Annotated in this window: 20 protein-coding genes; 14 read left to right on the top strand and 6 right to left on the bottom strand. The window is 64.6% G+C overall.

The features are described from left to right. Position 1: 1 nt before the first annotated feature. From QM672_RS02970 to QM672_RS02945, 6 genes are all read left to right on the top strand, one after another. The gene (locus QM672_RS02970; protein ID WP_311943164.1) at positions 2–1,165 is read left to right on the top strand and encodes a spermidine/putrescine ABC transporter substrate-binding protein; all 1,164 of its coding nucleotides are present in this window, start codon (positions 2–4) and stop codon (positions 1,163–1,165) included. Between the two features lie 229 nt (positions 1,166–1,394). Beyond that, a complete protein-coding gene (locus QM672_RS02965) occupies positions 1,395–2,258 on the top strand; it encodes an ABC transporter permease (RefSeq protein ID WP_394311820.1) in 864 nt (287 codons plus the stop codon). After that, positions 2,258–3,061: an ABC transporter permease gene (locus tag QM672_RS02960; RefSeq protein ID WP_311943168.1), complete on the top strand. Its 804-nt coding sequence runs from the start codon at positions 2,258–2,260 to the stop codon at positions 3,059–3,061. The genes QM672_RS02965 and QM672_RS02960 overlap by 1 nt, the downstream gene beginning before the upstream one ends. Positions 3,062–3,096: 35 nt before the next feature. Further along, positions 3,097–3,858, top strand: coding sequence for an SDR family NAD(P)-dependent oxidoreductase (locus tag QM672_RS02955; protein WP_415080730.1), 762 nt, complete (start codon positions 3,097–3,099; stop codon positions 3,856–3,858). Positions 3,859–4,381: 523 nt separating this feature from the next. Beyond that, positions 4,382–5,668: a dicarboxylate/amino acid:cation symporter gene (locus QM672_RS02950; protein WP_376717754.1), complete on the top strand. Its 1,287-nt coding sequence runs from the start codon at positions 4,382–4,384 to the stop codon at positions 5,666–5,668. A gap of 203 nt (positions 5,669–5,871) precedes the next feature. Continuing rightward, positions 5,872–6,816: an amino acid ABC transporter substrate-binding protein gene (locus QM672_RS02945; RefSeq protein ID WP_311943173.1), complete on the top strand. Its 945-nt coding sequence runs from the start codon at positions 5,872–5,874 to the stop codon at positions 6,814–6,816. A 78-nt stretch (positions 6,817–6,894) separates the two neighbouring features. On the opposite strand, the gene QM672_RS02940 is transcribed toward QM672_RS02945, so the two are convergent. Next, entirely contained in the window at positions 6,895–7,209 is a 315-nt protein-coding gene (locus QM672_RS02940) for a hypothetical protein (RefSeq protein WP_311943175.1), read from the bottom strand. Between the two features lie 301 nt (positions 7,210–7,510). On the opposite strand from QM672_RS02940, the gene QM672_RS02935 reads away from it, so the two are divergent. Continuing rightward, the gene (locus QM672_RS02935) at positions 7,511–8,413 is read left to right on the top strand and encodes a S49 family peptidase (RefSeq protein WP_415080567.1); all 903 of its coding nucleotides are present in this window, start codon (positions 7,511–7,513) and stop codon (positions 8,411–8,413) included. 30 nt (positions 8,414–8,443) lie between these two features. Then, complete coding sequence (locus tag QM672_RS02930) at positions 8,444–8,617, top strand: hypothetical protein (protein WP_156771628.1); 174 nt, start codon at positions 8,444–8,446, stop codon at positions 8,615–8,617. A 101-nt stretch (positions 8,618–8,718) separates the two neighbouring features. Here QM672_RS02930 and QM672_RS02925 read toward each other — a convergent pair whose 3' ends face one another. Further along, a complete protein-coding gene (locus QM672_RS02925; protein ID WP_311943179.1) occupies positions 8,719–9,126 on the bottom strand; it encodes a hypothetical protein in 408 nt (135 codons plus the stop codon). 324 nt (positions 9,127–9,450) lie between these two features. Here QM672_RS02925 and QM672_RS02920 point away from each other — a divergent pair, with 324 nt between their 5' ends. From QM672_RS02920 to QM672_RS02910, 3 genes are all read left to right on the top strand, one after another. Then, entirely contained in the window at positions 9,451–10,374 is a 924-nt protein-coding gene (locus tag QM672_RS02920) for a glycine--tRNA ligase subunit alpha (RefSeq protein ID WP_311943182.1), read from the top strand. A gap of 74 nt (positions 10,375–10,448) precedes the next feature. Then, positions 10,449–12,554, top strand: a complete 2,106-nt coding sequence (glyS, locus tag QM672_RS02915; protein WP_415080566.1) for a glycine--tRNA ligase subunit beta — start codon at positions 10,449–10,451, stop codon at positions 12,552–12,554. A gap of 366 nt (positions 12,555–12,920) precedes the next feature. Then, positions 12,921–13,838: a LysR family transcriptional regulator gene (locus QM672_RS02910; protein ID WP_415080565.1), complete on the top strand. Its 918-nt coding sequence runs from the start codon at positions 12,921–12,923 to the stop codon at positions 13,836–13,838. A 40-nt stretch (positions 13,839–13,878) separates the two neighbouring features. Here the strand turns inward: QM672_RS02910 and QM672_RS02905 are convergent, their stop codons facing one another. From QM672_RS02905 to QM672_RS02895, 3 genes are all read right to left on the bottom strand, one after another. After that, positions 13,879–15,063: an MFS transporter gene (locus QM672_RS02905; RefSeq protein WP_311943188.1), complete on the bottom strand. Its 1,185-nt coding sequence runs from the start codon at positions 15,061–15,063 to the stop codon at positions 13,879–13,881. Positions 15,064–15,285: 222 nt separating this feature from the next. Next, on the bottom strand, positions 15,286–16,152 hold the full coding sequence (locus tag QM672_RS02900; protein ID WP_415080564.1) for an EamA family transporter: 867 nt from the start codon (positions 16,150–16,152) through the stop codon (positions 15,286–15,288). A 216-nt stretch (positions 16,153–16,368) separates the two neighbouring features. Further along, the gene (locus QM672_RS02895; RefSeq protein WP_367627058.1) at positions 16,369–17,355 is read right to left on the bottom strand and encodes an MDR family oxidoreductase; all 987 of its coding nucleotides are present in this window, start codon (positions 17,353–17,355) and stop codon (positions 16,369–16,371) included. Between the two features lie 371 nt (positions 17,356–17,726). Here QM672_RS02895 and ppdK point away from each other — a divergent pair, with 371 nt between their 5' ends. Further along, positions 17,727–20,393: a pyruvate, phosphate dikinase gene (ppdK, locus tag QM672_RS02890; protein ID WP_415080563.1), complete on the top strand. Its 2,667-nt coding sequence runs from the start codon at positions 17,727–17,729 to the stop codon at positions 20,391–20,393. 100 nt (positions 20,394–20,493) lie between these two features. On the opposite strand, the gene QM672_RS02885 is transcribed toward ppdK, so the two are convergent. Beyond that, on the bottom strand, positions 20,494–21,654 hold the full coding sequence (locus QM672_RS02885; protein ID WP_415080562.1) for a S8 family peptidase: 1,161 nt from the start codon (positions 21,652–21,654) through the stop codon (positions 20,494–20,496). Positions 21,655–21,840: 186 nt separating this feature from the next. On the opposite strand from QM672_RS02885, the gene QM672_RS02880 reads away from it, so the two are divergent. Together QM672_RS02880 and QM672_RS02875 are read left to right on the top strand one after the other, a co-directional pair. After that, positions 21,841–22,443 carry a LemA family protein gene (locus QM672_RS02880; RefSeq protein ID WP_209431827.1) on the top strand — a complete coding sequence of 201 codons (603 nt, stop codon included), beginning with the start codon at positions 21,841–21,843 and terminating at the stop codon, positions 22,441–22,443. Positions 22,444–22,456: 13 nt separating this feature from the next. Beyond that, positions 22,457–23,338, top strand: a complete 882-nt coding sequence (locus tag QM672_RS02875) for a TPM domain-containing protein (protein ID WP_415080561.1) — start codon at positions 22,457–22,459, stop codon at positions 23,336–23,338. The last annotated feature ends 1 nt before the right edge of the window (position 23,339 follow it).

Genomic DNA, 23,339 nt, shown 5'->3' with positions numbered 1-23,339 from the left:
CATGTCGAAATCCTATCGCGACGACCTGCCAATCTCGGCCCAGGGCTTTGTCGACCAACTCCTGCGCTATCGCAAAGGCTCGATCAGCCGTCGCCATTTCCTCGGCGCCACCGGCCTCGGCTTGGCGATGGCCGTGCTCGGCCGCGAGAACGGCCTGCTGCCCGCCCCCGCCTACGCGGCCGGCGAACTCGGCGACAAGATGTCGATCGCCACCTGGCCCAATTATCACGACCCGCAGACCTTCGTGAATTTCACCAAGGCGACGGGCGTCGCCGTCGAGGTCAATGTCTTCGGCTCCAACGAGGAGATGCTGGCCAAGCTCCAGGCCGGCGCCACCGGCTGGAGCCTGTTCGTGCCGACCAACTACACCATTTCCACCTACAAGAAGCTCAGCCTCATCGACGCCATCGACCTTGCCAAGCTGCCGGCCTACAGCGCCTCGACCGAGGATGCCCGCTTCACGGCCGAAGGCACCGTCGACGGCACGGTCTATGCCGTGCCGAAGAATTGGGGCACCACAGGCTTTGCGGTGAATACCCAGAAGCTCACCAAGCCGCTGGCAAGCTGGAAGGATTTCTGGGACACCGCCATGGCCGAGGGTTCCAACCGCACCATGGTGCATGACTACCAGCTCACCACCATCGGCAATGCCCTGAAATATTTCGGCTATTCCTTCAACTCGCTCAAGCAGGACGAGCTTGCCAAGGCCGAGGAACTGCTGATCAAGGCCAAGCCGCATCTCTATGCGGTGTCCTCCGACTACCAGCCGCCCATGCGCGCCAACGATGCCTGGATGACGATGTGCTGGACCAATGACGGGGCCCAGCTCAACCGCGACCTGCCCCACATCAAATACATCCTCGGCAAGGAGGGCGGCGAGATCTGGACCGATTTCTACGCCATTCCCAAGGACGCCCCCAACAAGCCGGCCGGCTATGCCCTGCTCAACTATCTGATGACGCCTGAAAATGCCGTGAAGGAGCACATCGCCAATGGCGCGCCCTGCACGGATTCGCGCGTCAACGCCCTGCTTCCCAAGGACTTCCTCTCCAATCCCATTCTCTATCCGGCCGCCGAACTGCTGAAGCCGCTGGAATTCGGGGCGGCGGCGACACTGACCGATCCGGGACGTGCCGAGCTGATGGCCCGCTTCAAATCGGCCTGACCGGCCGCCTCAGGATGGCTGGAGGTAAGGTCGCTCCGTCATTCCCGGCGCCACCGCAGGTGGCGGGAAGGGAATCCAGGGGCCAGGGGCGCCGTGTTTGCCCCTGGATTCCCTTCCTCTCACCCTCTCTCGCTTCGCTCGCGAGCGGCTCGGCCGGGAATGACTGCATCCCTCACGCTGAGAACCTATTCCGCCAGTGCAGTTCCATCCTTCCCTCGGAAACGATCCAGTGGTCTCCTCACGCGCCCGCCGCACACTCGTGACGACCCTGCTGCTCGCACCGGCGAGTGCCTGGCTCGTGGTCTTCCTGGTACTGCCCTTCATCGCCGTGCTCGTCTTCAGCGTCGGCGAAAGGGCGCCGGAAGGCGGCTACCAGGCCGCACTCTCCTTCGCGCAATATGCCAATCTCGGCGCACGCTCCACCGCCTTCTGGAACACCGCGATCCTGGCGCCCGCCGGCGCCTTCGCCTGCCTGCTGGTGGCCTATCCCGTCGCTTACTATCTGGCCGTCAAGGCACCGCCGCGCTGGCGGCTGATCCTGCTGGCACTGGTGGTCATCCCGTTCTGGACCAGCCTTTTGATGCGCTCCTATGCCTGGATGTACATCCTGGGCTCGCGCGGCATCCCGGCCCTGCTCGACCTCGTCGGCATTCCCGATGTCAGGCTGCTCAATACGCCGGGCTCGGTCCTGATCGGCATCGTCTATGGCTACCTGCCGCTGATGATCCTGCCGATCTATGTCAGCCTCGAACGGCTCGATCGCCGTCTGCTCGAAGCCTCGGCCGACCTCGGCGCCACACCCTTTTCGACCTTTTTCGGCGTCACGCTGCCGCTGTCCCTGCCCGGGGTGATGACCGGCTTCAGCCTGGTGATGATCCTGCTGCTCGGCGAATATCTGATCCCGACCTTGCTCGGCGGCGGCAAGGTGTTCTTCATCGGCAACGCCTTGGTCGACCTCTTCCTGCAATCGCGCAACTGGCCGTTCGGCTCGGCCATCGCCGTGACACTGGTGGTCGCCTCGGTCGTGGTGCTCATGATCGCCAACCGTATCACCGCACGCGTCTCGGGCGCCCGGCAGGTGGACCTGATCTGATGAGAGCCTTCGTCACCGCCGTCTTCGCCTTCCTCTATCTGCCCATCGGGCTTTTGGTGCTGTTCTCCTTCAACGCCGGCCGCAATGCCAGCGAGATCGTCGGTTTTTCGACCAAATGGTACGGCACCGCGCTCGCCAACCCCTTCCTCACCGAAGCCCTGCGCAACAGCCTGATCGTCGCCTCCAGCAGCGCCCTGCTGGCCGCGGTGTTCGGCACTGCCGCTGCCCTTGGCCTGTCGCGCGTGGGAGCACGGACCCGCCTCGTCTTCGACGCCCTTTTCGGCGCGGCCATCGTGGTGCCCGGCGTGGTCATCGGCATCGCCACGCTGGTGGCGCTGGTGCAGGTCTTCGCCTTCGCCAACCCGCTGCTTGCGGCGATCTGGCCGGGCGAGACCCCGCCCCGGCTCGGCCTCGGCTATGGTTCGATCATCGCCGCCCATGGCCTGTTCGCAATGGCGCTGGTCACCATGATCGTGCGGGCCCGGCTCGGCAGCCTGAGCCGAGACCTGGTGGAGGCTTCGAGCGATCTCTACGCCACGCCCTTCACCACCTTCCGCTCCATCGTGCTGCCGCAGATCTTCCCGGCCATCCTGGCGGGATTCCTGCTGTCCTTCACCTTCTCCTTCGACGACTTCATCGTGGCCTTCTTCGTGGCGGGCCCCCAGACCACCCTGCCGATCTATGTGTTCGCTTCGATCCGCCGCGGCGTAACCCCCGAGATCAACGCCATCGCCACGCTCGTGCTGGTCGCCTCGGTGCTGATGGTGCTGCTGGCCCAGTTCCTGCTGCGCAAGCGCCGATAACGGCCCTCGCGCCACCAATTGCTGAGTGAATGACCATGATCCTCGAAAACCGCATCGCCATCGTCACCGGCTCCGGCTCCGGCATCGGCCAGGCCGGCGCCCTTGCCATGGCGCGCGAGGGCGCCATCCTCATTGTTGCCGATCGGGACAAGGACGCCGGCGAGGCGACCGCCAGCATGATCCGCGTACGAGGCGGCCGTGCCGATGTTGTCGCCACCGACGTGGCGGATGACGCGGCCGTCGAGCGCCTCATCGGCGGCACGCTCGACCGTCACGGCCGCATCGACATCCTGCACAATCATGCCGGCATCCAGGTCGGCGGGCCGCTGACCGAGGTCAGCTTGGATGGATTCGATGCGTCCTGGCGCATCAATGTGCGTGCCCATTTCCTGGCAGCCCGCCTGGCCATGCCGGCGATGATCGCGGCGGGCGGCGGCGTCATCCTCAACACGGCTTCCAATTCCGGCGTGTTCTACGACCGGGAAATGATCGCCTATGCCACCTCCAAGCATGCCGTGGTGGCCATGACGCGCCAGATGGCACTCGACTATGCCCGGCACAAGGTCCGGGTGAACGCCCTGTGCCCCGGCTGGGTCGACACCCCCTTCAACGAGCCCTTCATTGCCCAGATGGGCGGCCGTGCCGCCATCGAGGCCTATGTTCGCGAAAAGATCCCGATGGGCCGCTGGGCCACGGCGGAAGAGATCGCCGAGGCCATTCTCTTCCTGGTCTCGGATCGTTCCGCCTTCATGACCGGCCAGGCTCTGGTCGTCGACGGCGGCGAGAGTATCGGCTGATACCAAGCCTCGGAGATGACGTCGGGTCGAAGCATGGCCTTCCCGCGATCGTAGGACGTGTCAAAGACATCGTAGGAAGTGTCAAAGACTTGGCATGGGCCGTCGCCGCAAGCTTGGGCCAACGCGGATGACGTCTGATTTACTCGTTCCGTCATTGCGAATGAAGCGGAGCAATGACGGGGTGGCCTTTAGGATTCCTGATATACAAATCGGCTCTGCTCGCCTCCCGCGCGCCTTTCCACGCGGACGGTATGGTGCTGCCTCGCGTTGACCAAAATGAACGCTCCTGTTTTTCGAGCAAAACACCCTGTCAATATTCGGCAGGAAATGTGTCGGTCGACATCTGCAAAAGCGCTTTGAAAAGGCTTGACTCGGGCCGCCGGCTGGAGTGCAACTATGTCAATAACATGACAAATCTGTTGCAAACTTTTGGCATACGCGTCTCTCCAGCGTCGTTTGTCTGATGATTTGCCCAGGGGAATCTCACTTGTCTGCATCCCGCCAGATGCAACCGTTAGGTCAAATGAGGGGGGTCAACTTGAATAGGAACTTCATCTACGTGATGGTCGGTCTCGTGCTGGGCATCGCAATCGGTATCGCCTGTTTCTACTCCTTCCCCGACAAGAAAACCGCGGCCACGATCGCCGACTACATGTCCCTCGTCAGCACGATCTTCCTGAAGCTGATCAAGATGATCATTGGCCCGCTGGTGCTTTCGACCCTGATCGTCGGCATCGGCCACATGGGCGACGCAGCCACCTTGGGACGGGTTGGCGCCAAGACCATGGGCTGGTTCATCTCGGCGTCGATCGTGTCGCTGCTGCTCGGCCTGGTGATGGCCAATCTCATCCAGCCCGGCCACGGCATCGTGATCGCCGACCAGAGCGGCAATACCGCCAATATCGCGACCGCCTCCTTCAGCTTCAAGAATTTCATCGAACATCTGGTTCCGACCTCGATCTTCAAGGCGATGGCCGAAGGCGAGATCCTGCAGATCGTTGTGTTCTCGCTGTTTGCGGGCGTTGCCATCATGGCCCTGGGCGAGCGCGGCAAGCCTCTCGTCCACCTTGCCGATGACGTCGCCCACATGATGCTGACCATCACTGGTTATGTGATGACGCTGGCGCCGTTGGCCGTCTGCGCGGCCGTGGCCTCCGTCATCACCACGTCCGGCCCAAGCGTGCTCTTGAACTTCGTCAAGTTCCTCGGCGGCTTCTACCTGACGCTGCTCATCCTGTGGGGGTTCCTGATCGCCATCGGCTATTTCCTGCTCGGTGCCCGCATGGGCAATCTGATCAGGCGCATGCGCGAGCCCTTCCTGCTCGCCTTCTCGACGGCGAGTTCGGAAGCCGCCTATCCCAAGATCCTCGACCAGCTCGAGCGGTTCGGCGTCCCCAAGCGCATCGCCAGCTTCGTGCTGCCACTCGGCTATTCCTTCAACCTCGACGGCACCATGGCCTATACGACCTTCGCGACCCTGTTCGTCGCCCAGGCCTATGGCATGGAACTCTCGCTCGGCACCCAGCTTGCCATCGCCGGCACGCTGATGCTGACGTCCAAGGGCGTGGCCGGCGTGCCCAAGGCATCGCTGGTGGTGATCCTGGCGACGCTGCACCAGTTCAACATCCCGGATGCGGGGCTCTATCTGATCATCGGCATCGACCAGTTCCTCGACATGGGCCGCAGCGCCACCAATGTGATCGGCAACTCGCTGGCGGCGTCGGCAGTCGCCAAGTTCGAGGGCGGCCTCGGTCCGGAAAAGGACGACATCAACGCGCCGGAAGTGGCGCCCGCAGCGGCACCCGCCTGAGCCAATGGCGGCGGCACGGCTCGTGCCGCCGCCTGCCGTCGTCGAGCATCCGAGAGCATTTTTGAGAAGAGTCGACAGGCTTTTCGACCAGGAAAATGCGCCAAAACAAAGAGTTAGGGGAAATGGCACCTCACGGAAAAGCCATTTTGCTGCAGCGTGGCGGTGCCAATCCACCCGCTGTCCGGATTTTTCAGGAGAGAGTCTTGCATAAACTCTTGGCGCTAGCGGCCATCGTCATTCTGGCGGCAAATGTCCCCGCCAAGGCCGAGGACATGATCGGGCAGGACCTGACGGCCGCACCGAAGCAGGATTACTTTCCGCTGGAGCTATCCGGCACGTTGCTGAAGGCGAACCAGACCGGCGCCATCATCATCGGCTATCGCGACGCCTCCTTCCCTTTCTCCTTCAAACGGCCGGAACAGGCCGAACCGCAAGGCTACGCCATCGAGTTTTGCAAGGGCGTGGTCGACGAGATCTCGCGCGAGCTGCATGACAAGCCGGTTCGCATCGACTACAGGCTCGTCACCTCGGACACCCGCATCGCGGCGGTGACCTCGGGCGAGGTCGACCTCGAATGCGGTTCGACCACGGCCAATCGCGAGCGCGAGAAGCAGGTTTCCTTCTCGCCCGTCACCTATGTCGCGGGCACCAAGCTGCTGGTCAAGCGCGGCTCGGGCATCCGCTCCTACAAGGATCTGCAGGGCAAGACCCTGGTGGTGACGGCGGGCACCACAAACGAAGCGGCGCTGAGGCAGCTCAACGACAAATATCATCTTGGCATGACCATCGCTTCGGCGCCCGATCATCAGCAGTCCTACGACATGCTGGCGGCCGGAAAGGCCGATGCCTTCGCCACAGACGACGTGCTGCTCTATGGTTTCATCGCGCGCAACCATGCCCAGAAGACCTTGGCCGTGGTCGGCGATTTCATCACCTATGACGCCTATGGCATCATGTTCCGCAAGGACGATCCCCTGATGGCCGAGGCCGTCAAACGCGCCTTTGCGACCATGGCCGAGCAGGGCAGACTGGTGAGGACCTATCGCAGATGGTTCCTCCAGCCGACGCCGACCGGGGAGAATCTCAATCTGCCGATCTCCCTGCAATTGACCGAAGCCTGGCGGGCGCTCGGCATCGATGCGTTCTGATCGACCGAGGCCCCGATGAAAAACACCCCCGAACCAAGTTCGGGGGTGTCGATCGTCAGGCAGCGGAGACGATTTTCATCAGCGCCAGCAGACGCGACGGTTCACCCAGCGCCAGCCGTAATAGGTGTGGACGCGTACACGCTGCCAGCGACAGTAACGTGCCGGACGCGGACGCCAATGCGGGCGGTAATAGTGCGGGCGATAATAATGCGGGCGGCCGCGGTGATAGACCTTCTGCGCGGCATCCGGTGACGGGGCCGACTGTTCAATGGCCTGGATCACGCCAGCATTGGCTGCGGGATGGATCACCGCAGCCTGGGCCGACTGCGCGGTCATTGCAGCGCCCCCCATGCCGAAAGCCAGAGCGGCTGCCAGAGCGAGTTTGCGAAACATTCGTTCCTCCTGCGATTCAAATCGGCGAAAGCTCGACCCGACCCCGACGGGCCGGCTTACTATGATACTAACTGCCGAAACCGTGAAGGTTCCGGGGGGAGCGGCGATTATCGTTCGTCCCTTCCCGCTTCCACTATCCCGGCATTGGCTGAATGCGACTTGATCGACCCGTTCATCCTGCATTCAGCCGGCGCGGCAACCTATCGTACCGCCGGGATTTCATGCCTATATGCGGCAAAGGCGTTCATCACCTTCTCGTGAGGACTGCCGCCCCTGCTGCACAGGAAGAGGCGAAGCTGCGTTGACGACACCTGATATCCCGCGATCGACCAATCCATTGAAGCGAAGTATCGGCCGGATCCGACAATTGCTGCCCGAGAAATGGCGTCACCCGGCGCCCGTGGTTGCCGTCCTTCCGCTTTCCGGCACCATCGGTACCGGCTCGCGGTTCTCGAGCAGCCTGAACATGACCAAGCTCGACAAGCTCATCGACAGTGCCTTCGCCGTGAAAGGCGCCAAGGCGGTCGCGCTGGTGATCAATTCACCCGGTGGCTCGCCGGCGCAATCGCATCTGATCATGCGCCGTATCCGCGCCCTCGCCGCCGAGAAAAAGCTGCCGGTCTTTGCCTTCGTCGAGGACGTAGCGGCCTCCGGGGGCTACATGATCGCCTGCGCCGCCGACGAGATCGTTGCCGACCCCGCCTCGATCCTGGGCTCCATCGGTGTGGTCTCCGCCTCCTTCGGCTTCGACAAGCTGATCGAGAAGATCGGGGTCGAGCGCCGCGTTCACACGGCCGGGCGCTCCAAGACGATGCTGGATCCCTTCCGGCCCGAAAAGCCCGAGGATGTCGAAAGGCTGGCGGCGCTGCAGCGTGACATCCATGACATGTTCATCGCCCTGGTCCGGGAACGCCGCGCCGGCAAGCTCAAGGGCGAGGAGGAGCTGCTGTTCTCGGGTGAGTTCTGGCTCGCGCCGCGGGCCATCGAGCTCGGCCTTGCCGATGCCATGGGCGATGTGAGGTCCACCATGCGCGCGCGCTATGGCGAGAAGGTACGCTTCAAGACCGTGTCGGAACCGCGTGGCCTGCTTGCCCGGCGCTTCGGCCTTGGCGCCCATTTCTCGGCTGCTGAAAGCGAGCAATTAACCGAAGGCATTCTTGCCGCACTCGAAGGGCGTGCAATTCGTGCCCGTTTCGGTTTATAGTTACGGAATGATGAATGAAGAGGACCTGCCATGCATCCTGTCGTTCTAGCCGTCGCCAGCCTTGTCGGGACCGTGGTTCTCGCGCGCCTGGTCAAGCGCGAATGGGAGCGAGTGAACAACGAACTCTACAAACCCCAGCCCGTGCGACAGGAAGCCATCAACCTGCGCCGCGACCCGCGTAGCGGCGTCTATCGCCCCGAATAAAGCGGCGCGGCCGTTCCGGTTGCGGGTCCTCATGCAGATCCGCCAAATGCAAAGAAGCAGGTTCTCGCGAACCTGCTTCTGCTTTTTTGGCGGGGCTTGGATCAATCGAAGTTGCGAATGATCCGGCAATGCTTGCGCATCGGCACGCTGCGGTCCTCCATGATGGAGCCGTCGTCCAGCACCACCTGGCGCCAGACATTGGTGCAGCGCTGCTGATCGACGAACTTGACCTTGACGGGAGCCACGGCCGGGCGGGGCCGCGGCGGATTGCAGGCATGGGTGCGGCAGGGCGGCGGGTTCGTGATGATCACACGGGCCTCCGGCGAGGTCCCGCCGCCATTACCGCCACCGCCGCCGCCGGACGCACCCGAGCTGGCGCCTCGGCCACCGCCATTGCCGCCGGCACCCGGGCCGGTCGTAGCGGCGAAGGACGTGGAGATCGAGCCGGCTACCGAGCCGAAGATCAAGGCCGCGATAAGTCCTGTACGAAGAAGGGATTGCCTGGACATAATACTTACTCTCCTGAGCTTTGGTTTGGACGGGATCGGTTGTGGTGTCCCGTTGCGTCCCTTGTCTCATGAGTGCTTCCCGGCATCTGTGCGGACAGGCACAAGGCCGCGCGCCGCACAAACAGGTTTCCCCAGTGTCGATCTTGCTCTAAGGGTCGGGCCCTGGTCTGTACCGGCGGAAACAGTTTCTCCGGCACGGCTCAGCTGAAGAAAAGTGCGATTTCCCTGAACCGCAATTTTCTCGGTCTCTTTTGTTTTGACGCATCTTCTCAGTTGAGAAGCCGGCCGGCTTTCTGGAGAAAATGCTCTAGTTCGAGAACCGTCATGGCCGACGCTACCCCCGCCCATATGCGCCCTGAACGCTCCTTCCAGGGCCTGATCCTGACCCTTCAGCGCTATTGGGCCGATCACGGCTGTGTCGTGCTGCAGCCCTACGACATGGAAGTGGGCGCCGGTACCTTCCACCCCGCCACCACCCTGCGCTCGCTCGGCCCCAAGGCCTGGAAAGCGGCCTATGTGCAGCCTTCGCGCCGCCCCAAGGATGGGCGTTATGGCGAGAACCCCAACCGCCTGCAGCATTATTACCAGTTCCAGGTCATCCTGAAGCCTTCGCCGCCGGAGCTGCAGGACCTGTATCTCGGCTCGCTGGCCGCCATCGGGCTCGATCCCCTGGTCCATGACGTTCGCTTCGTCGAGGACGACTGGGAGAGCCCCACGCTCGGCGCCTGGGGCCTGGGCTGGGAGTGCTGGTGCGACGGCATGGAAGTGTCGCAGTTCACCTATTTCCAGCAGGTCGCCGGGCAGGAATGCAATCCTGTCTCCGGGGAGCTGACCTATGGCCTCGAGCGCCTGGCCATGTATGTCCAGGGCGTCGAGAACGTCTATGATCTCAACTATAACGGCCGCGACGGCGCCGAGAAGGTCACCTATGGCGATGTCTTCCTGCAGGCCGAGCAGGAATATTCGCGCCATAATTTCGAGCATGCCGACATCGAGATGCTCAAGCAGCACTTCATCGATGCCGAAAAGGAGTGCAAGGCCCTGCTTGCCGCCGGCGACAAGGGCAATCGGCATCAGCTCGCTTTGCCCGCCTATGACCAGTGCATCAAGGCGAGCCACCGCTTCAATCTGCTCGACGCGCGCGGCGCTATCTCGGTGACCGAGCGCCAGAGCTACATCCTGCGCGTACGCGACCTCGCCAAGGCCTGCGGCGAGGCTTGGGTCAAGACCGAAGCCGGCGGGGCCTGATCGTAGACCCTCTCCGCGCTCCCCATCCCTTCCCTTTCCGGCCTTCCAGGTCACCAGCTTTCGAAACCAATCCCATGCCCGACCTCCTGCTCGAACTCTTCTCCGAGGAAATCCCCGCCCGCATGCAGGCCAAGGCGGCCGAGGACCTCAAGAAAATGGCGACGGATGCGCTCGTCGAGCGCGGCGTCGTCTATGAGGGCGCCTCGGCCTATGCCACGCCGCGCCGCCTGGCCCTGACCGTGCATGGCCTGCCGGCCCGCCAGCCCGATACGCGCGAAGAGCGCAAGGGCCCTCGTGTCGGCGCCCCCGACGGCGCTATCCAGGGCTTCCTAAAGGCCGCCGGCCTCGCCTCGCTCGACCAGGCCCGCATCGAGAGCGATCCCAAGAAGGGCGAGTTCTACGTGGCGGTGGTGGAAAAGGCCGGACGGGCCCTACCCGACCTCATCGCCGAGATCGTGCCGGAAGTGGTGCGCAGCTTCCCCTGGCCCAAATCCATGCGCTGGGGTTCGGGCAGCCTGCGCTGGGTGCGTCCGCTGCATTCGATCCTCTGCACCTTCGGCCCAGAGACCGAGGACCCGGAAGTAGTACGCTTCGAGATCGAGGGCGTCGCCGTCGGCGATACCACCAAGGGCCATCGCTTCATGGCGCCGGGGACCATCCAGGTCAGGCGCTTCGAAGACTATGTCGCCAAGCTGGAGGCCGCCAAGGTGGTGCTCGATCCGGCCCGCCGGCGCGACATCATCCTTACCGATGCCCGCAACCTCGCTTTCGCCCAGGGGCTGGAACTGGTCGAGGACGACGCGGTGCTGCATGAGGCCGCCGGCCTGGTGGAATGGCCGGTGGTGCTGATGGGTTCGTTCGAGGAGAGCTTCCTCTCGGTACCGGACGAAGCGATCCAGGCCACCATCCGCGCCAACCAGAAATGCTTCGTGGTGCGCGATCCCAAGACGGGGCGCCTCGCCAACCGTTTCATCCTGATCGCCAATATCGAGGCTGTCGACGGCGGAGCGGCCATCGTCGCCGGCAATGAGCGCGTCATCCGCGCGCGCCTCTCCGACGCCAAGTTCTTCTGGGAAACCGACCAGAAGCCCCTGCCCGGTTATGAAGCTGAAGGCAAGCCGCTCGACCAGCGCCTCGCCAAGATCATCGCCTCGAATGTGGTGTTCCACGAGAAGCTCGGCACGCAGGGCCAGCGCATCGAGCGCATCGCTGCTTTGGCCAAGGCGCTCGCGCCTGTCGTGGGTGCCGACCCCGCCAAGGCCGAGCGGGCGGCTAGGCTCGCCAAGGCGGATCTTGCCACCGAAATGGTCGGCGAGTTTCCCGAACTGCAGGGGCTGATGGGCCGCTATTACGCCACCGCCCAGGGCGAGGACGCCGCCATCGCCGCCGCGATCGAGGATCATTACCGTCCCAAGGGCGCCGGCGACGGCGCGCCGAGTGATCCGGTCGCGGTCGCCGTGGCGCTCGCCGACAAGCTCGACACGCTGATCGGCTTCTGGACCATCGACGAGAAGCCGACCGGCAGCAAGGATCCCTATGCCCTGCGCCGGGCCGCCCTCGGTGTCATCCGCCTGGTGCTCGACAACAGGCTGCGCCTGCCCCTCCTCACGACCGTCGCCAAGGCTCCCTTCGCCAAGAGCAACGACATCGCCGACGATCTCCTGGCCTTCTTCGCCGACCGCCTGAAGGTGCAGTTGCGCGAGCAGGGCGCGCGCCACGATCTCGTCGACGCGGTCTTCGGTCTCGGCGGGCAGGACGATCTCCTGCTCATCGTCCGGCGGGTCGAGGCACTCGGCCGCTTCCTCGGCAGCGAGGACGGCAAGGCCCTGCTGGCGGGAGCCAAGCGCGCCGCCAATATCCTGCGCATCGAGGAGAAGAAGGACGGCGCCGGTGCCTATGCCGGCGGCGCGGATGCCTCTCGCCTCACCGAGCCGGAGGAAAAGGCGCTGCAGGCCGCCTTGCAGGCGGCCCGGCAGGCAGCATCGGCTGCCATTGCCGCCGAGGACTATGAAGGCGCCATGACGGCCCTTTCGCAGCTGCGCCGGCCCGTCGACGCTTTCTTCGACAAGATCCTCGTCAACGCCGACGATGCTGCCCTGCGCCTCAACCGCCTGAAGTTGCTGGAAGAGATCCGCACAGCAACCCGCAGCGTCGCCGATTTCTCACGCATCGAGGGCTGAAGCGTTTTGCGATCTGGCGGAATCGCCGAGAATCGCAAAGACGCTCCAGCCAATCCGCAGGATTGGCTTGGAACCAACGAGGGAGAGCAAACACGCGTTTTCGCCTAAACGCACTTTGCTCTCCTACTCGGCCCCAACAAGCCTCATCGACCCGTCATCGCGAGCACAGCGAAGCAATCCAGGGGCTATAGGCCAGCGATCTTGCGAAGGCTGGATTGTTTCGCTGCGCTCGCGATGACGGATATGCTTGCTATGAAAACACAGGCCGAGCTCGTCTCCACAAGACGATCTTGCACCATTGCTCGCCGGTGCTAACACTAGAAAGCTTTCACCGGATCTGCGTTTCTTGTCGCCGGGGACGCCTGCATGACCGTTTCTGACTCTACCCTACAGCGTCCCTCCCCCAATTGGGATGACTACCGCTATGTCCGCGCCGTGGCGGAGACCAAATCCCTGGTGGGCGCGGCGACGGCCCTTGGCGTCAACCATTCCACTGTCTTCCGCCGCATCAATGCCGTCGAGGAATTGCTCGGCGCCCGCTTGTTCGAACGAGGGCGCAGCGGTTACGCCCTCACGGCGGCGGGGGAGGAGATGGTGGCCCTCGCCGGCCGCATGGCCGACGACATCAGCGGCTTCGAGCGCCGTGTGGCGGGCCGGGATGTCAAGCCGTCCGGGGAATTGCGCGTCACCACCAATGACAGCATCATGGCGCATCTCGCCATGCCGGTCTTCACCAGTTTCCTGACCAGCTTTCCCGACATCCGCCTCGACGTCGTCGTCTCCAACCTGCCGCTGAACTTGTCCAAGCGGGATGCGGACGTGGCGATCCGTGCCACCTCGGCGCCGCCGGACACGCTGGTGGGGCGGCGGGTCTGCACCATTGCCTGGGCCATTTACGGCCCGGAGCGGCTGAAGGGTGCCGAGCTCGCCGACCTCTTCGCCGAGCGCTGGATCGCCACCGGCGAAGGTCTTTCCAACATTCCGCCGGCACGCTGGGTGGAGCGCGAAGTGCCGAACGAGCGCATCGTGATGCGCCTCAACACCATTCTCGGCGTCGCCGAGGCCCTGCGGTCAGGGTTCGGGGTCGGCTTGCTGCCCTGCTATATCGGCGACGCCCTGCCGCTGCCGCGCCTTTCCGAGCCGCTGCCGGGCGTCGGCGCCGGCTTGTGGTTGTTGACCCATCCCGATCTCAAGCACTCCGCCAAGGTTCGCGCCTTCATGGACCATGGCTGGGAAGCACTGACGAAGCTCAGGCCCGTGCTGGAGGGAACGGCAGAGGTCTGAGCGCGCTCCGTCTCCCCAGGCTCGATCGCCGCTCTACCCTTCAAGCAAGGCGATCGCCTGCTTCCCTCTGCGCGGCCATCTCCGCTGGCCTGGCAGTGCCACGATGGGCCAGCGCTGCCGCGATCAGGGCCATGGCGGCCAGAGCCGCACCGATGCCCGGCAGATAGGCGATCGGCACCCGCTCCACCGCGACGCCGCCGAGCGCCGTGCCGAGGCCGACACCGACATGCATGGCGGAAAGATTGAGACTCACCCCAGCCTCCGCGGTGTCATGCCCCATCGCGATCAGGAAGCTCTGCACTGCCGGCGAAATCATCCAGCTCAGGCAGGCCCAAGCCATCATCACCGGGAAGAAGGACAGGCTCGTGCCCGTCACCAGCGGAATCAACATCAGGGCCGTGAGGTAGCCCATCGGCACCAGCATGATCGCCCGGCGCGGCGTGAGCTTGTCGGCGGCGAGACCGCCGAGATAGCCGCCCGAGACGCCGGCAATGCCGAAGGCGATGAAGGCCAGCACGGTACCCATGCCGACAATGCCGAGAACGGCACCTAGATAGGGGGCGAGATAGGCAAACAGCACGAAATGGCCTGATATCATCAGGATCGAGACGAGCTGGGCACAGATCAGCGGACGAGACCGCAAATGGGCAAGGTAGTCGGGCGGCCCCTGCCGGCGGGCACCGACATCGGGCAGCTTCGAGCGGCAGACCACCAGGACGATGACGGCCAGGGCGGCAAGCACCAGGAACACGCTGCGCCAGCCCGCAAGCGAGCAGACCAGCATGCCGATCGGCACGCCGAGCACCAGCGAGCCGCTCACCCCCATGAAGATCACGCCGATCGCCCGGCCCTTCATGCTCTCGTCGACGAGTTCGGTGGCCAGCATGGTCGCCAGCAGCGCGATGGTGGCACTCGCCGCCGCCATGCCGACACGGGCGGCAAACAGCGCGCCGTAGCCGGGGCCGGCGGCTGCAAGGAGATTGCAAAGAGCGAAGGCGGCCAGGGCAGCGAGGAAGGCTGCCTTGTGCTGGAAACGCGCGGTCAGCAGCAGTGCGGCAGGCGCCGCCAGCGCAAAAGTGATTGAAAAGGCCGTGGTAAGCTGGCCGGCCAGGCCGAGAGAAACATCGAGGCTGCCGGCAATGTCGGGCAGAATGCCGATGACGATGTTCTCGGCGGTGCCGGTGACGAAAGTGGCAAGTGCGAGGAGCAGGACGCGCCGATCCATCTGGTCTTCCCGATATGTGAGATCGGGTTTCGAGGCAGCGCTTCGGTTATCCCTCCGAAGCGGCTGGATAGCACGAAAATCGCGGATTTGGAATTGCCGTGCGTGCCGGCCTCCAGACCGGCGCCTGCCTCAGGACGGAACGCCGCGTTGCCAGGATTGCCGGTCCGAAGACTCGCACACCGGTTTCGTCCTACGCCGCGGCCCGCCCTGCGCCGACATTGGCTAGTCCGATCGCGCCGAGGATGATGCCGAGCCGGCCCATTGCGAGGGCAGGAAGGCCTCGTGCAGTATCAGCCCGGCCATGACGACCGCCACCGGCAGTTCCACCGAGGACAGCATCGCCGCCAGGCCCACCCCGGTGGCCGGAATGCCCTTGTTGAACAGGAAGGGCGGCAGCACCGTGCCGAACAGGGCGATGACGAGGCCCCAGCCCCAGATGATGCTCGGATCGAAGCGCACCGTCAGCTGCGGCAGGGCAATCAGCACGGCGACGACCGCACCGCCGAACACCATCAGGAAGCTTCGGCTGATCACGTCGACATGCACGGCCACGTGGTTGGAGCACCAGATCACCGCGGTGTAACTCACGGCAGCGAGCAGGCCGAAACTGACGCCGAGCACGCTCAAATGGGCGGCATCGCCGAGGAGATTGGTCGCCAATACGGTGCCGAGCAGCACCAGCAGGGACGAGACCAGCTTGGTCGGCGACGGCCAGGACCGGCTCAGCACCGCATCGAGCGCCACGCCCATCCACACGCTCTGCATCAGCAGCACGATCGCCGCCGAGACCGAGGTATAGGCCACCGACAGATAATAGAAGGAGCCGGTGAAGCCGATGCTGGCACCGCCGGCGATCAATTTGAGCCGGTCGGGCCAGCGCACCGGCAGGCTGCCGGGCCTGGCCGGCCGCATCCGGCTGGCCAGCTTGATCAGCCCGAGGACGACGGCGCCGATGACGAATTGCGTGCCGATAACCTCGCCCGGCGAATAGCCCTGGCCATAGGCGAGCTTCACGCAGGTCGACTGCAGGCCATAGCAGGAGGCCCCGATGAGGACGAGCACGATGCCCACAAAGAGATCCTTGCGCATGGCGGCCTTGGCATGAGGGAGAATGAGCGTCGAGGCTGGTGCCTCGTAAATGACGCGTCTGATTGGCTTGCCCATTGCGGAGAGTGCTTGGGGGCAAAACGCAACCTTTGTCATGCCCGGGCTTGACCCGGGCATCCAGGGGCTCGGCAGTCGCGGTTGGATTGCCGGGTCAAGCCCGGCAATGACAAAGGTCGCGCAAACGGTCCTTGCCGCGCCTCAGCCGATCTCCACCACGACGCGCCCCCTGACCTTGCCTTCCAGGATGTTGGCGGCGGTCTCGCGGACTTCGTCGAAGGGGATCGAAGTGGTCATGGCGTCGAGCTTGTCGCGGTCGAGTTCGTTGGCCAGACGCCGCCAGGCTTCCTGGCGGACCACCTGGGGGCATTGCACCGAATCGATGCCGAGCAGCGAGACCCCCCGCAGGATGAAGGGCATCACGCTGGAGGGCAGGTCGGCCCCGCCGGCCAGGCCGCAGGCGGCGACGGCGCCGCCATATTTGATCTGCGAGATCACATTGGCCAGGGTGAGCGAGCCGACCGTGTCGACGGCACCGGCAAAGCGTTCCTTGCCGAGAGGGCGCACCGGCCCGGTCAGCTCTGCGCGGTCGATCACCTCGGAGGCGCCGAGATTCTTGAGATAATCGGCCTCCTCCGGGCGTCCCGTGGAGGCGATCACCGTGTAGCCCGCCCGGGCGAGCAAGGCGACCGCGGTCGAGCCGACGCCGCCGGCCGCCCCGGTCACCAGCACCGGTCCGCGCGAGGGGGTGATGGCATGGGCCTCGAGCGCCATCAGGCTGAGCATGGCGGTATAACCGGCCGTGCCGATCGCCATCGCCTGCGCATGGGTCATGCCATAGGGCACCCTAACCAGCCATTCGCCCTTGACGCGGGCTCGCTCGGCATAGCCGCCGAGATGGGTCTCGCCCACGCCCCAGCCATTGAGGATGACATGGTCGCCGGGATCCCAGTCCTTCGAGGAGGAGGCGATCACCTCGCCGGCGAAGTCGACCCCCGGGATCATCGGAAAACGCCGCACCACCGGCCCCTTGCCGGTGACGGCAAGACCGTCCTTGTAGTTGACGGTCGAGTGGGTGACGCGGACCGTGACATCGCCGTCCATCAGATCGCGCTCGTCGAATTCGGCGAAGTTGCAGGCATAGCCGGTATCCGGCTTGGTGACGACGAGAGCCTTGAAAGTCGACATGCACGCTCCTGCAATTGCTGTCTGGTGTCCAGATCGTATCCTGGCGTTTTCAAGGCCCGGGCCGGTTATGGCAAGCGGAAAAATGGCCGCATGTCCGGCGAACCGCCGCGCTCGTCCGGCAAACAAGCGACAGGCAAAGCCATCATCGAGCGTTCGACCGGATTAATCCGACATATTGCGCCCCAAACATGCCAGTTCTTCAGACAAAAGCGGGATCAGGCGCAATTATTACACTCTGACACATTTTGTTATCCGCCCAACCTATCGATTTAGACGTTTGAAGAATTGAATTTATCGGCCGGCTGTGGAAAGGCTCTGCGCCAAATACGTGCCGGCACAATCGGCCAATCCGAAATCACTGAGGAAGTGCAATGACGAAGTGGGTGTATGGGTTCGGCGACGGCAAGGCCGAAGGCGAACAGGGCATGAAGAACCTGCTGGGCGGCAAGGGCGCCAACCTGGCAGAGATGTCGAATCTGGGCTTGCCGGTGCCGCCCGGCTTCACCGTCACCACCGAAGTCTGCACCTATTACTACGCCAATGACCGCAGCTACCCACCGGAGCTGCGGACCCAAGTCGAAGCGGCCCTGGCCGAGATCGGCCGCATCACCGGCAAGGCTTTCGGCGATGCCAGGAACCCGCTGCTGGTCTCGGTGCGCTCGGGTGCGCGCGCCTCGATGCCGGGCATGATGGATACCGTGCTCAATCTCGGCCTCAACGACACCACGGTCGCTGCGGTAGCTACCGCCTCCAACAATGAGCGCTTCGCCTGGGACTCCTACCGGCGCTTCATCACCATGTTCTCCGATGTGGTGCTCGGCGTCGACCACGGCCATTTCGAGGAGATCCTCGACACCTACAAGGAACGCAAGGGCTATGTGCTCGACACCGACCTCCAGGCGGCCGACTGGAAGACGCTGGTCGGCCAGTACAAGGCCCTGGTACTCGAAGAGCTCGGCAAGCCCTTCCCGGAGGATCCGCAGGAGCAGCTCTGGGGCGCGATCGGCGCCGTGTTCGCCTCCTGGATGAACGCCCGCGCCATCACCTATCGCTCGCTGCACGCCATTCCCGCCGAATGGGGCACGGCCGTCAATGTGCAGGCCATGGTGTTCGGCAATCGCGGCGATACCTCCGCCACCGGCGTCGCCTTCACCCGCAACCCCTCCACCGGCGAGCACGCGCTCTATGGCGAGTTCCTGATCAACGCCCAGGGCGAGGACGTGGTGGCCGGCATCCGCACGCCGCAGCCGATCTCCAAGGCGGCGGCCCAGGCCGGCGCCTCGACGAAGCCCTCAATGGAAGAGGCGATGCCATCAGCCTTCGCCGAATTCGTCGGCATCACCAAGGTGCTGGAGAAGCACTACCGCGACATGCAGGACATCGAGTTCACGGTCGAGGACAACAAGCTGTGGATGCTGCAGACGCGCTCGGGCAAGCGCACGGCCAAGGCCTCGCTGCGCATCGCGGTCGAGATGGCCAAGGAAGGCCTGATCAGCGAGGAAGAAGCGGTCGGCCGCATCGATCCCGGCGCCCTCGACCAGCTCCTCCACCCCACCATCGATCCCAAGGCCGAGCGCGTCGAGATCGCCCGCGGCCTGCCGGCCTCCCCCGGCGCCGCTTCGGGCGAGATCGTCTTCACCTCCGAGGAGGCCGAAGCCGGCAAGGCAGCCGGCAAGACCGTCATCCTGGTGCGCCAGGAAACCAGCCCGGAGGACATCAAGGGCATGCTGGCCGCCTCGGGCATCCTCACCCGCCTCGGCGGCATGACCTCGCACGCCGCCGTGGTGGCGCGCGGCTGGGGCAAGCCCTGCGTCTCCGGCGCGGGCAGCATCCGCGTCGACACCGCCGCCGGCACGCTGCTGGCCGGCGGCAAGACTTACAAGAAGGGCGACGTCATCACCATCGACGGCTCGACCGGACAGGTGCTGGCCGGCAAGATCGCCATGGTGCAGCCTGAGCTCTCCGGCGAGTTCGCCGAGCTGATGACCTGGGCCGACGGTGTCCGGCGCATGAAGGTGCGCACCAATGCCGAGACCCCGGCCGATGCCCGCCAGGCCCGCAGTTTCGGGGCCGAAGGCATCGGCCTGTGCCGTACCGAACACATGTTCTTCGACGAGGGCCGCATCGTCGCCATGCGCGAGATGATCCTGTCCGACGACGAGAAGGGCCGGCGCGCGGCTCTTGCCAAGCTCCTGCCGATGCAGCGCGAGGATTTCCGCCAGCTCTTCGAGATCATGTCGGGCCTGCCGGTCACCATCCGCCTGCTCGACCCGCCGCTGCACGAGTTCCTGCCCCATTCGGAGGAGGAAATCGCCGAAGTCGCGACCGCGATGGGAGCCTCGGCCGCCAAGCTCAGGGCCCGCGCCCAGGAATTGCACGAGTTCAACCCGATGCTCGGCTTCCGCGGCTGCCGCCTGGCGATCGCCTTCCCGGAGATCGCCGAGATGCAGGCGCGCGCCATCTTCGAGGCGGCCGTCGAGGCCGCCGCTTCCACCGGCCAGCCGGTGACACCCGAGATCATGGTGCCGCTGGTGGCGACCCGGGCCGAACTCGACCTCGTCAAGGCCCGCATCGATGCCATGGCGCAGGCGGTGGAAAAGGAGAAGGGCGTCAAGCTGGTCTATCAGGTCGGCACGATGATCGAGCTGCCGCGCGCCGCCATTCGCGCCGGCGAGATCGCCGAAAGCGCCGAATTCTTCTCCTTCGGCACCAACGACCTCACCCAGACCACCATCGGCATCTCGCGCGACGACGCGGCCTCCTTCCTCGGTACCTATGTGCAGAAGGGCATCTTCGCTACCGACCCCTTCGTCTCGATCGACCAGGAAGGCGTCGGCGCGCTGGTGGAGATCGGCGTCGAGCGTGGCCGCAAGCAGCGGGCCAATCTCAAGCTCGGCATTTGCGGCGAGCATGGCGGTGACCCGGCCTCGATCGCTTTTTGCGAGCGCAGCGGGCTCGACTACGTCTCCTGCTCGCCCTTCCGCGTGCCGATCGCCAGGCTGGCCGCCGCACAGGCCGCACTCGAGGCTAAAAAGTAGGCCTTGACCTCGAATGCGGTTCACTTAGGCGTCTTCGAGTTCGCACGACCTTTGTGATAGCCGGGTCAAGCCCGACTATCACAATCGACTTCCGAACATCTCATTCCGGTGCCGTAACCATGCCCTGGCCAATATCGACCTCGGGGACATCAGCGGCGAACACGGTCCTGCGGGCGCTGGCGAGAATGCGGGCGCCGACGCTGGCGGCGCTGCCGCTGATGCCCTTCTGCTCGAGCGCCTGCCACCACAAGGCAGCCACGCCCGAGACATGCGGGCAGGCCATGCTGGTGCCGCTGATGGTGTGAAGGCCGCCACCTGGCCAGGCCGAGGTGATGTCGACCCCGGGCGCCGCCACCGCGGCCAGCATGTTGGAAAAGGCCGCCACCTTGTAGGTGTCGGCGTCCCGCCCGATCGCGGCCACCGCAATCACGCCATCGGCCGCAGCCGGCAGGGATGCGGCGATGCGATAAGGTATCGCCGCGGCCCGCTTGCTCTCATTGCCCGCCGCCGCCACCACCAGCGGCGAGGTGCCGAGGGCGCCATGGGCCTTGAGCATCGCCATGATAGTGTCGAGCATGCGCAGATTGCTGCGATAGCCCACCAATGCCATCGAGGTGGCCGGCTCGATGTCCCAGCCCTCCGAAATCAGGCGCTTCACCAGCCCCGGGAAATCGAAGCCGAGCGACATCGAGACGATGTCGGCCTTCTCCGTCAACGCCCATTGCAGGGCTTCGAAGATCATGCCGGAATCACCCTTGCCGTCATCGCGGAGCACCTTGCCGATCAGGGCCTTGCCGACACCGCGCGCGATGCCGATACGCCGGCCGCCGACGTCGCGGCCGAAAATGGTGCCGGCGCAATGGGTGCCATGGCCCTTGACGTCGCCATTGCCGATGCCGGTGAAATCCTTCTCGACCAGCGCCACGCCGGCAAAGGCCGGGTGGGCCGCCTCGATGCCGGTATCGAGCACGGCAACCGTGACCCCGGCGCCGCTAAACGGGCTGGTATCGGCGCCGACGGCCGCAATCCCCCAGCTTGCGCCAGCCTCGGCCGCCGCCGGCGCAGGGCTGTCGAGGGGTTCTATCAGCGCCGTCGGCATGTTCTCGGCATAGGAGGTGTCGGGATCGGCCTCCAGCTCGCGCAGGGCATGGTCCGGCAGGTTCTCGACCGTGATTTCCGGCGGCTTGGGCTCGAGCCTCTCCAGCCCCATCCGACCGGGCGGAGCCGCCTTGGGTCGACGCAGAATGACATAGGATCTCATGACCTCCCCCTGCCTGCCGTCGTGCCGAACGTTCCGCCTGTTGTCATGCAATGGCGGGCGTTATCGCGCCGTGACAACGACATACGGGGCTGTGGGCTGTTCTTCGGGATGCTTTGCCCCCGCCGGCCGCGTGGATATAAGGACATGATGGCCGGCTCATCGCCGGCGCGACAAAGGGGGCCTTGCATGTCGGGATTGGCACGAATTCTTGCGATCCTTGCCGTTATCGTGGTGGTCGTCGGCCTGGTGGTCAGCGGCGGCATCAACACCATTCCGACCGACGAGGAGAAGGCCAAGGCTGCCTGGAGCGAGGTGCAGAACCAGTATCAGCGCCGCGCCGACCTGGTGCCCAACCTGGTGGAAACCGTGAAGGGCTATGCCAAGCAGGAAGAAAAGGTCCTGACCGAGGTGGTCGAAGCCCGCGCCAAGGCAACCAGCGTGAAGATCGACGCCAGCACCATCACCGATCCCGAGAAATTCAAGCAGTTCCAGGAAGCCCAGCAGGGCCTGTCCGGCGCCCTCGGCCGTCTGATCGCCTTGCGCGAAGCCTATCCGGACCTGAAGTCGAACCAGAACTTCCTGTCGCTGCAGTCGCAGCTCGAAGGCACCGAGAACCGCATTGCCGTGGCGCGCAAGGACTATATCGAGGCGGTCCGGGTCTTCAACACAGACCTGCGCACTTTCCCCCAAAGCATCTACAAGGCGATCTTCTATAGCGGCACCAAGCCGATGGAGACCTTCAGCGCGGCGCCGGAAAACCAGGCGGCCCCGAAGGTCAACTTCAACTGAGGCCGGGATCGGCATGAGCGATCGCGCGTTCTTCGTTGTGCCGGTCGTCAGACCGACATGCGTTGCAGGACAAGCCGGTCTCGCTCCATCTCTCGGTGGAGCCGAGAAGATCGGCACATCGCTGTTTGCTGCGCTCGCCTTGCTGCTTTTCTTCCTCTCCTCCGCCTTCGCGATCGACTTTCCCGCACTGACGGATCGCGTGGTCGACCAGGCAGGCATCATTCCGGCCGGCGAACGCACCAGCCTCGACCAGTCCCTGAAGGCTCTGGAGGACAAATCGAGCGACCAGCTCGTCGTCGTCACCCTTAAGAGCCTGGAAGGCCTGGAGATCGCCGATTACGGTTATCAGCTCGGCCGTCATTGGGGCATCGGCCAAGGCAAGCTCAGCAATGGCGTGCTGCTGATCGTCGCCCCCAACGAGCGCAAGGTACGCATCGAAGTCGGCTACGGGCTGGAAGGCACCCTGACCGACGCACTCTCCAGCGTGGTGATCCAGCAGGCGATCCTGCCCAAATTCAAGGCTGGGGACATGCCAGCCGGCATCAAGGCCGGTGTCGCCGCCATCGAGGACGTGCTGCTCAACAATGAGAGCGAATGGAAGCAGCGCGCCAGGGATGGCGCCCGCAGCGACGAGGGTTTCGACCCGCAGACCGTCTTCGTGATTCTCTTCATCCTGTTCTTCATCTTCGTGATCGCCTCGGGCTGGATCGATTCCTCGCGCGGCGGCCCGCGAGGACCGGGCGCCAGGCGGCGCGGCTCCGGTCCCGTCTTCATCCCGACCTCGTCGGGCTGGGGTGGTGGCTCGAGTTGGGGCGGTGGGGGAGGATCGTCCGGCGGCGGCTTTTCCGGCGGAGGCGGTTCCTTCGGCGGCGGCGGTTCGAGTGGGAGCTGGTGAG

The sequence above is a fragment of the Labrys sp. (in: a-proteobacteria) genome, from assembly GCF_047605565.1.
GTDB lineage: Bacteria > Pseudomonadota > Alphaproteobacteria > Rhizobiales > Labraceae > Labrys > Labrys neptuniae.
The sequence above is the reverse complement of the archived record's forward strand: the minus strand, read 5'-3'. Positions and strand labels throughout refer to the sequence as shown.

Excerpts from the sequence above, each read along its gene's own strand:
- QM672_RS02970 (WP_311943164.1), top strand. The coding sequence starts at position 2 with ATGTCGAAATCCTATCGCGACGACCTGCCAATCTCGGCCCAGGGCTTT.
- QM672_RS02960 (WP_311943168.1), top strand. The coding sequence starts at position 2,258 with ATGAGAGCCTTCGTCACCGCCGTCTTCGCCTTCCTCTATCTGCCCATC.
- QM672_RS02895 (WP_367627058.1), bottom strand. The coding sequence starts at position 17,355 with ATGTCGACTTTCAAGGCTCTCGTCGTCACCAAGCCGGATACCGGCTAT.
- glyS (WP_415080566.1), top strand. The coding sequence starts at position 10,449 with ATGCCCGACCTCCTGCTCGAACTCTTCTCCGAGGAAATCCCCGCCCGC.
- QM672_RS02880 (WP_209431827.1), top strand. The coding sequence starts at position 21,841 with ATGTCGGGATTGGCACGAATTCTTGCGATCCTTGCCGTTATCGTGGTG.
- QM672_RS02930 (WP_156771628.1), top strand. The coding sequence starts at position 8,444 with ATGCATCCTGTCGTTCTAGCCGTCGCCAGCCTTGTCGGGACCGTGGTT.
- QM672_RS02955 (WP_415080730.1), top strand. The coding sequence starts at position 3,097 with ATGATCCTCGAAAACCGCATCGCCATCGTCACCGGCTCCGGCTCCGGC.
- QM672_RS02920 (WP_311943182.1), top strand. The coding sequence starts at position 9,451 with ATGGCCGACGCTACCCCCGCCCATATGCGCCCTGAACGCTCCTTCCAG.
- QM672_RS02950 (WP_376717754.1), top strand. The coding sequence starts at position 4,382 with ATGAGGGGGGTCAACTTGAATAGGAACTTCATCTACGTGATGGTCGGT.
- QM672_RS02925 (WP_311943179.1), bottom strand. The coding sequence starts at position 9,126 with ATGTCCAGGCAATCCCTTCTTCGTACAGGACTTATCGCGGCCTTGATC.
- ppdK (WP_415080563.1), top strand. The coding sequence starts at position 17,727 with ATGACGAAGTGGGTGTATGGGTTCGGCGACGGCAAGGCCGAAGGCGAA.
- QM672_RS02875 (WP_415080561.1), top strand. The coding sequence starts at position 22,457 with ATGAGCGATCGCGCGTTCTTCGTTGTGCCGGTCGTCAGACCGACATGC.
- QM672_RS02910 (WP_415080565.1), top strand. The coding sequence starts at position 12,921 with ATGACCGTTTCTGACTCTACCCTACAGCGTCCCTCCCCCAATTGGGAT.
- QM672_RS02905 (WP_311943188.1), bottom strand. The coding sequence starts at position 15,063 with ATGGATCGGCGCGTCCTGCTCCTCGCACTTGCCACTTTCGTCACCGGC.
- QM672_RS02900 (WP_415080564.1), bottom strand. The coding sequence starts at position 16,152 with ATGCGCAAGGATCTCTTTGTGGGCATCGTGCTCGTCCTCATCGGGGCC.
- QM672_RS02885 (WP_415080562.1), bottom strand. The coding sequence starts at position 21,654 with ATGAGATCCTATGTCATTCTGCGTCGACCCAAGGCGGCTCCGCCCGGT.
- QM672_RS02940 (WP_311943175.1), bottom strand. The coding sequence starts at position 7,209 with ATGTTTCGCAAACTCGCTCTGGCAGCCGCTCTGGCTTTCGGCATGGGG.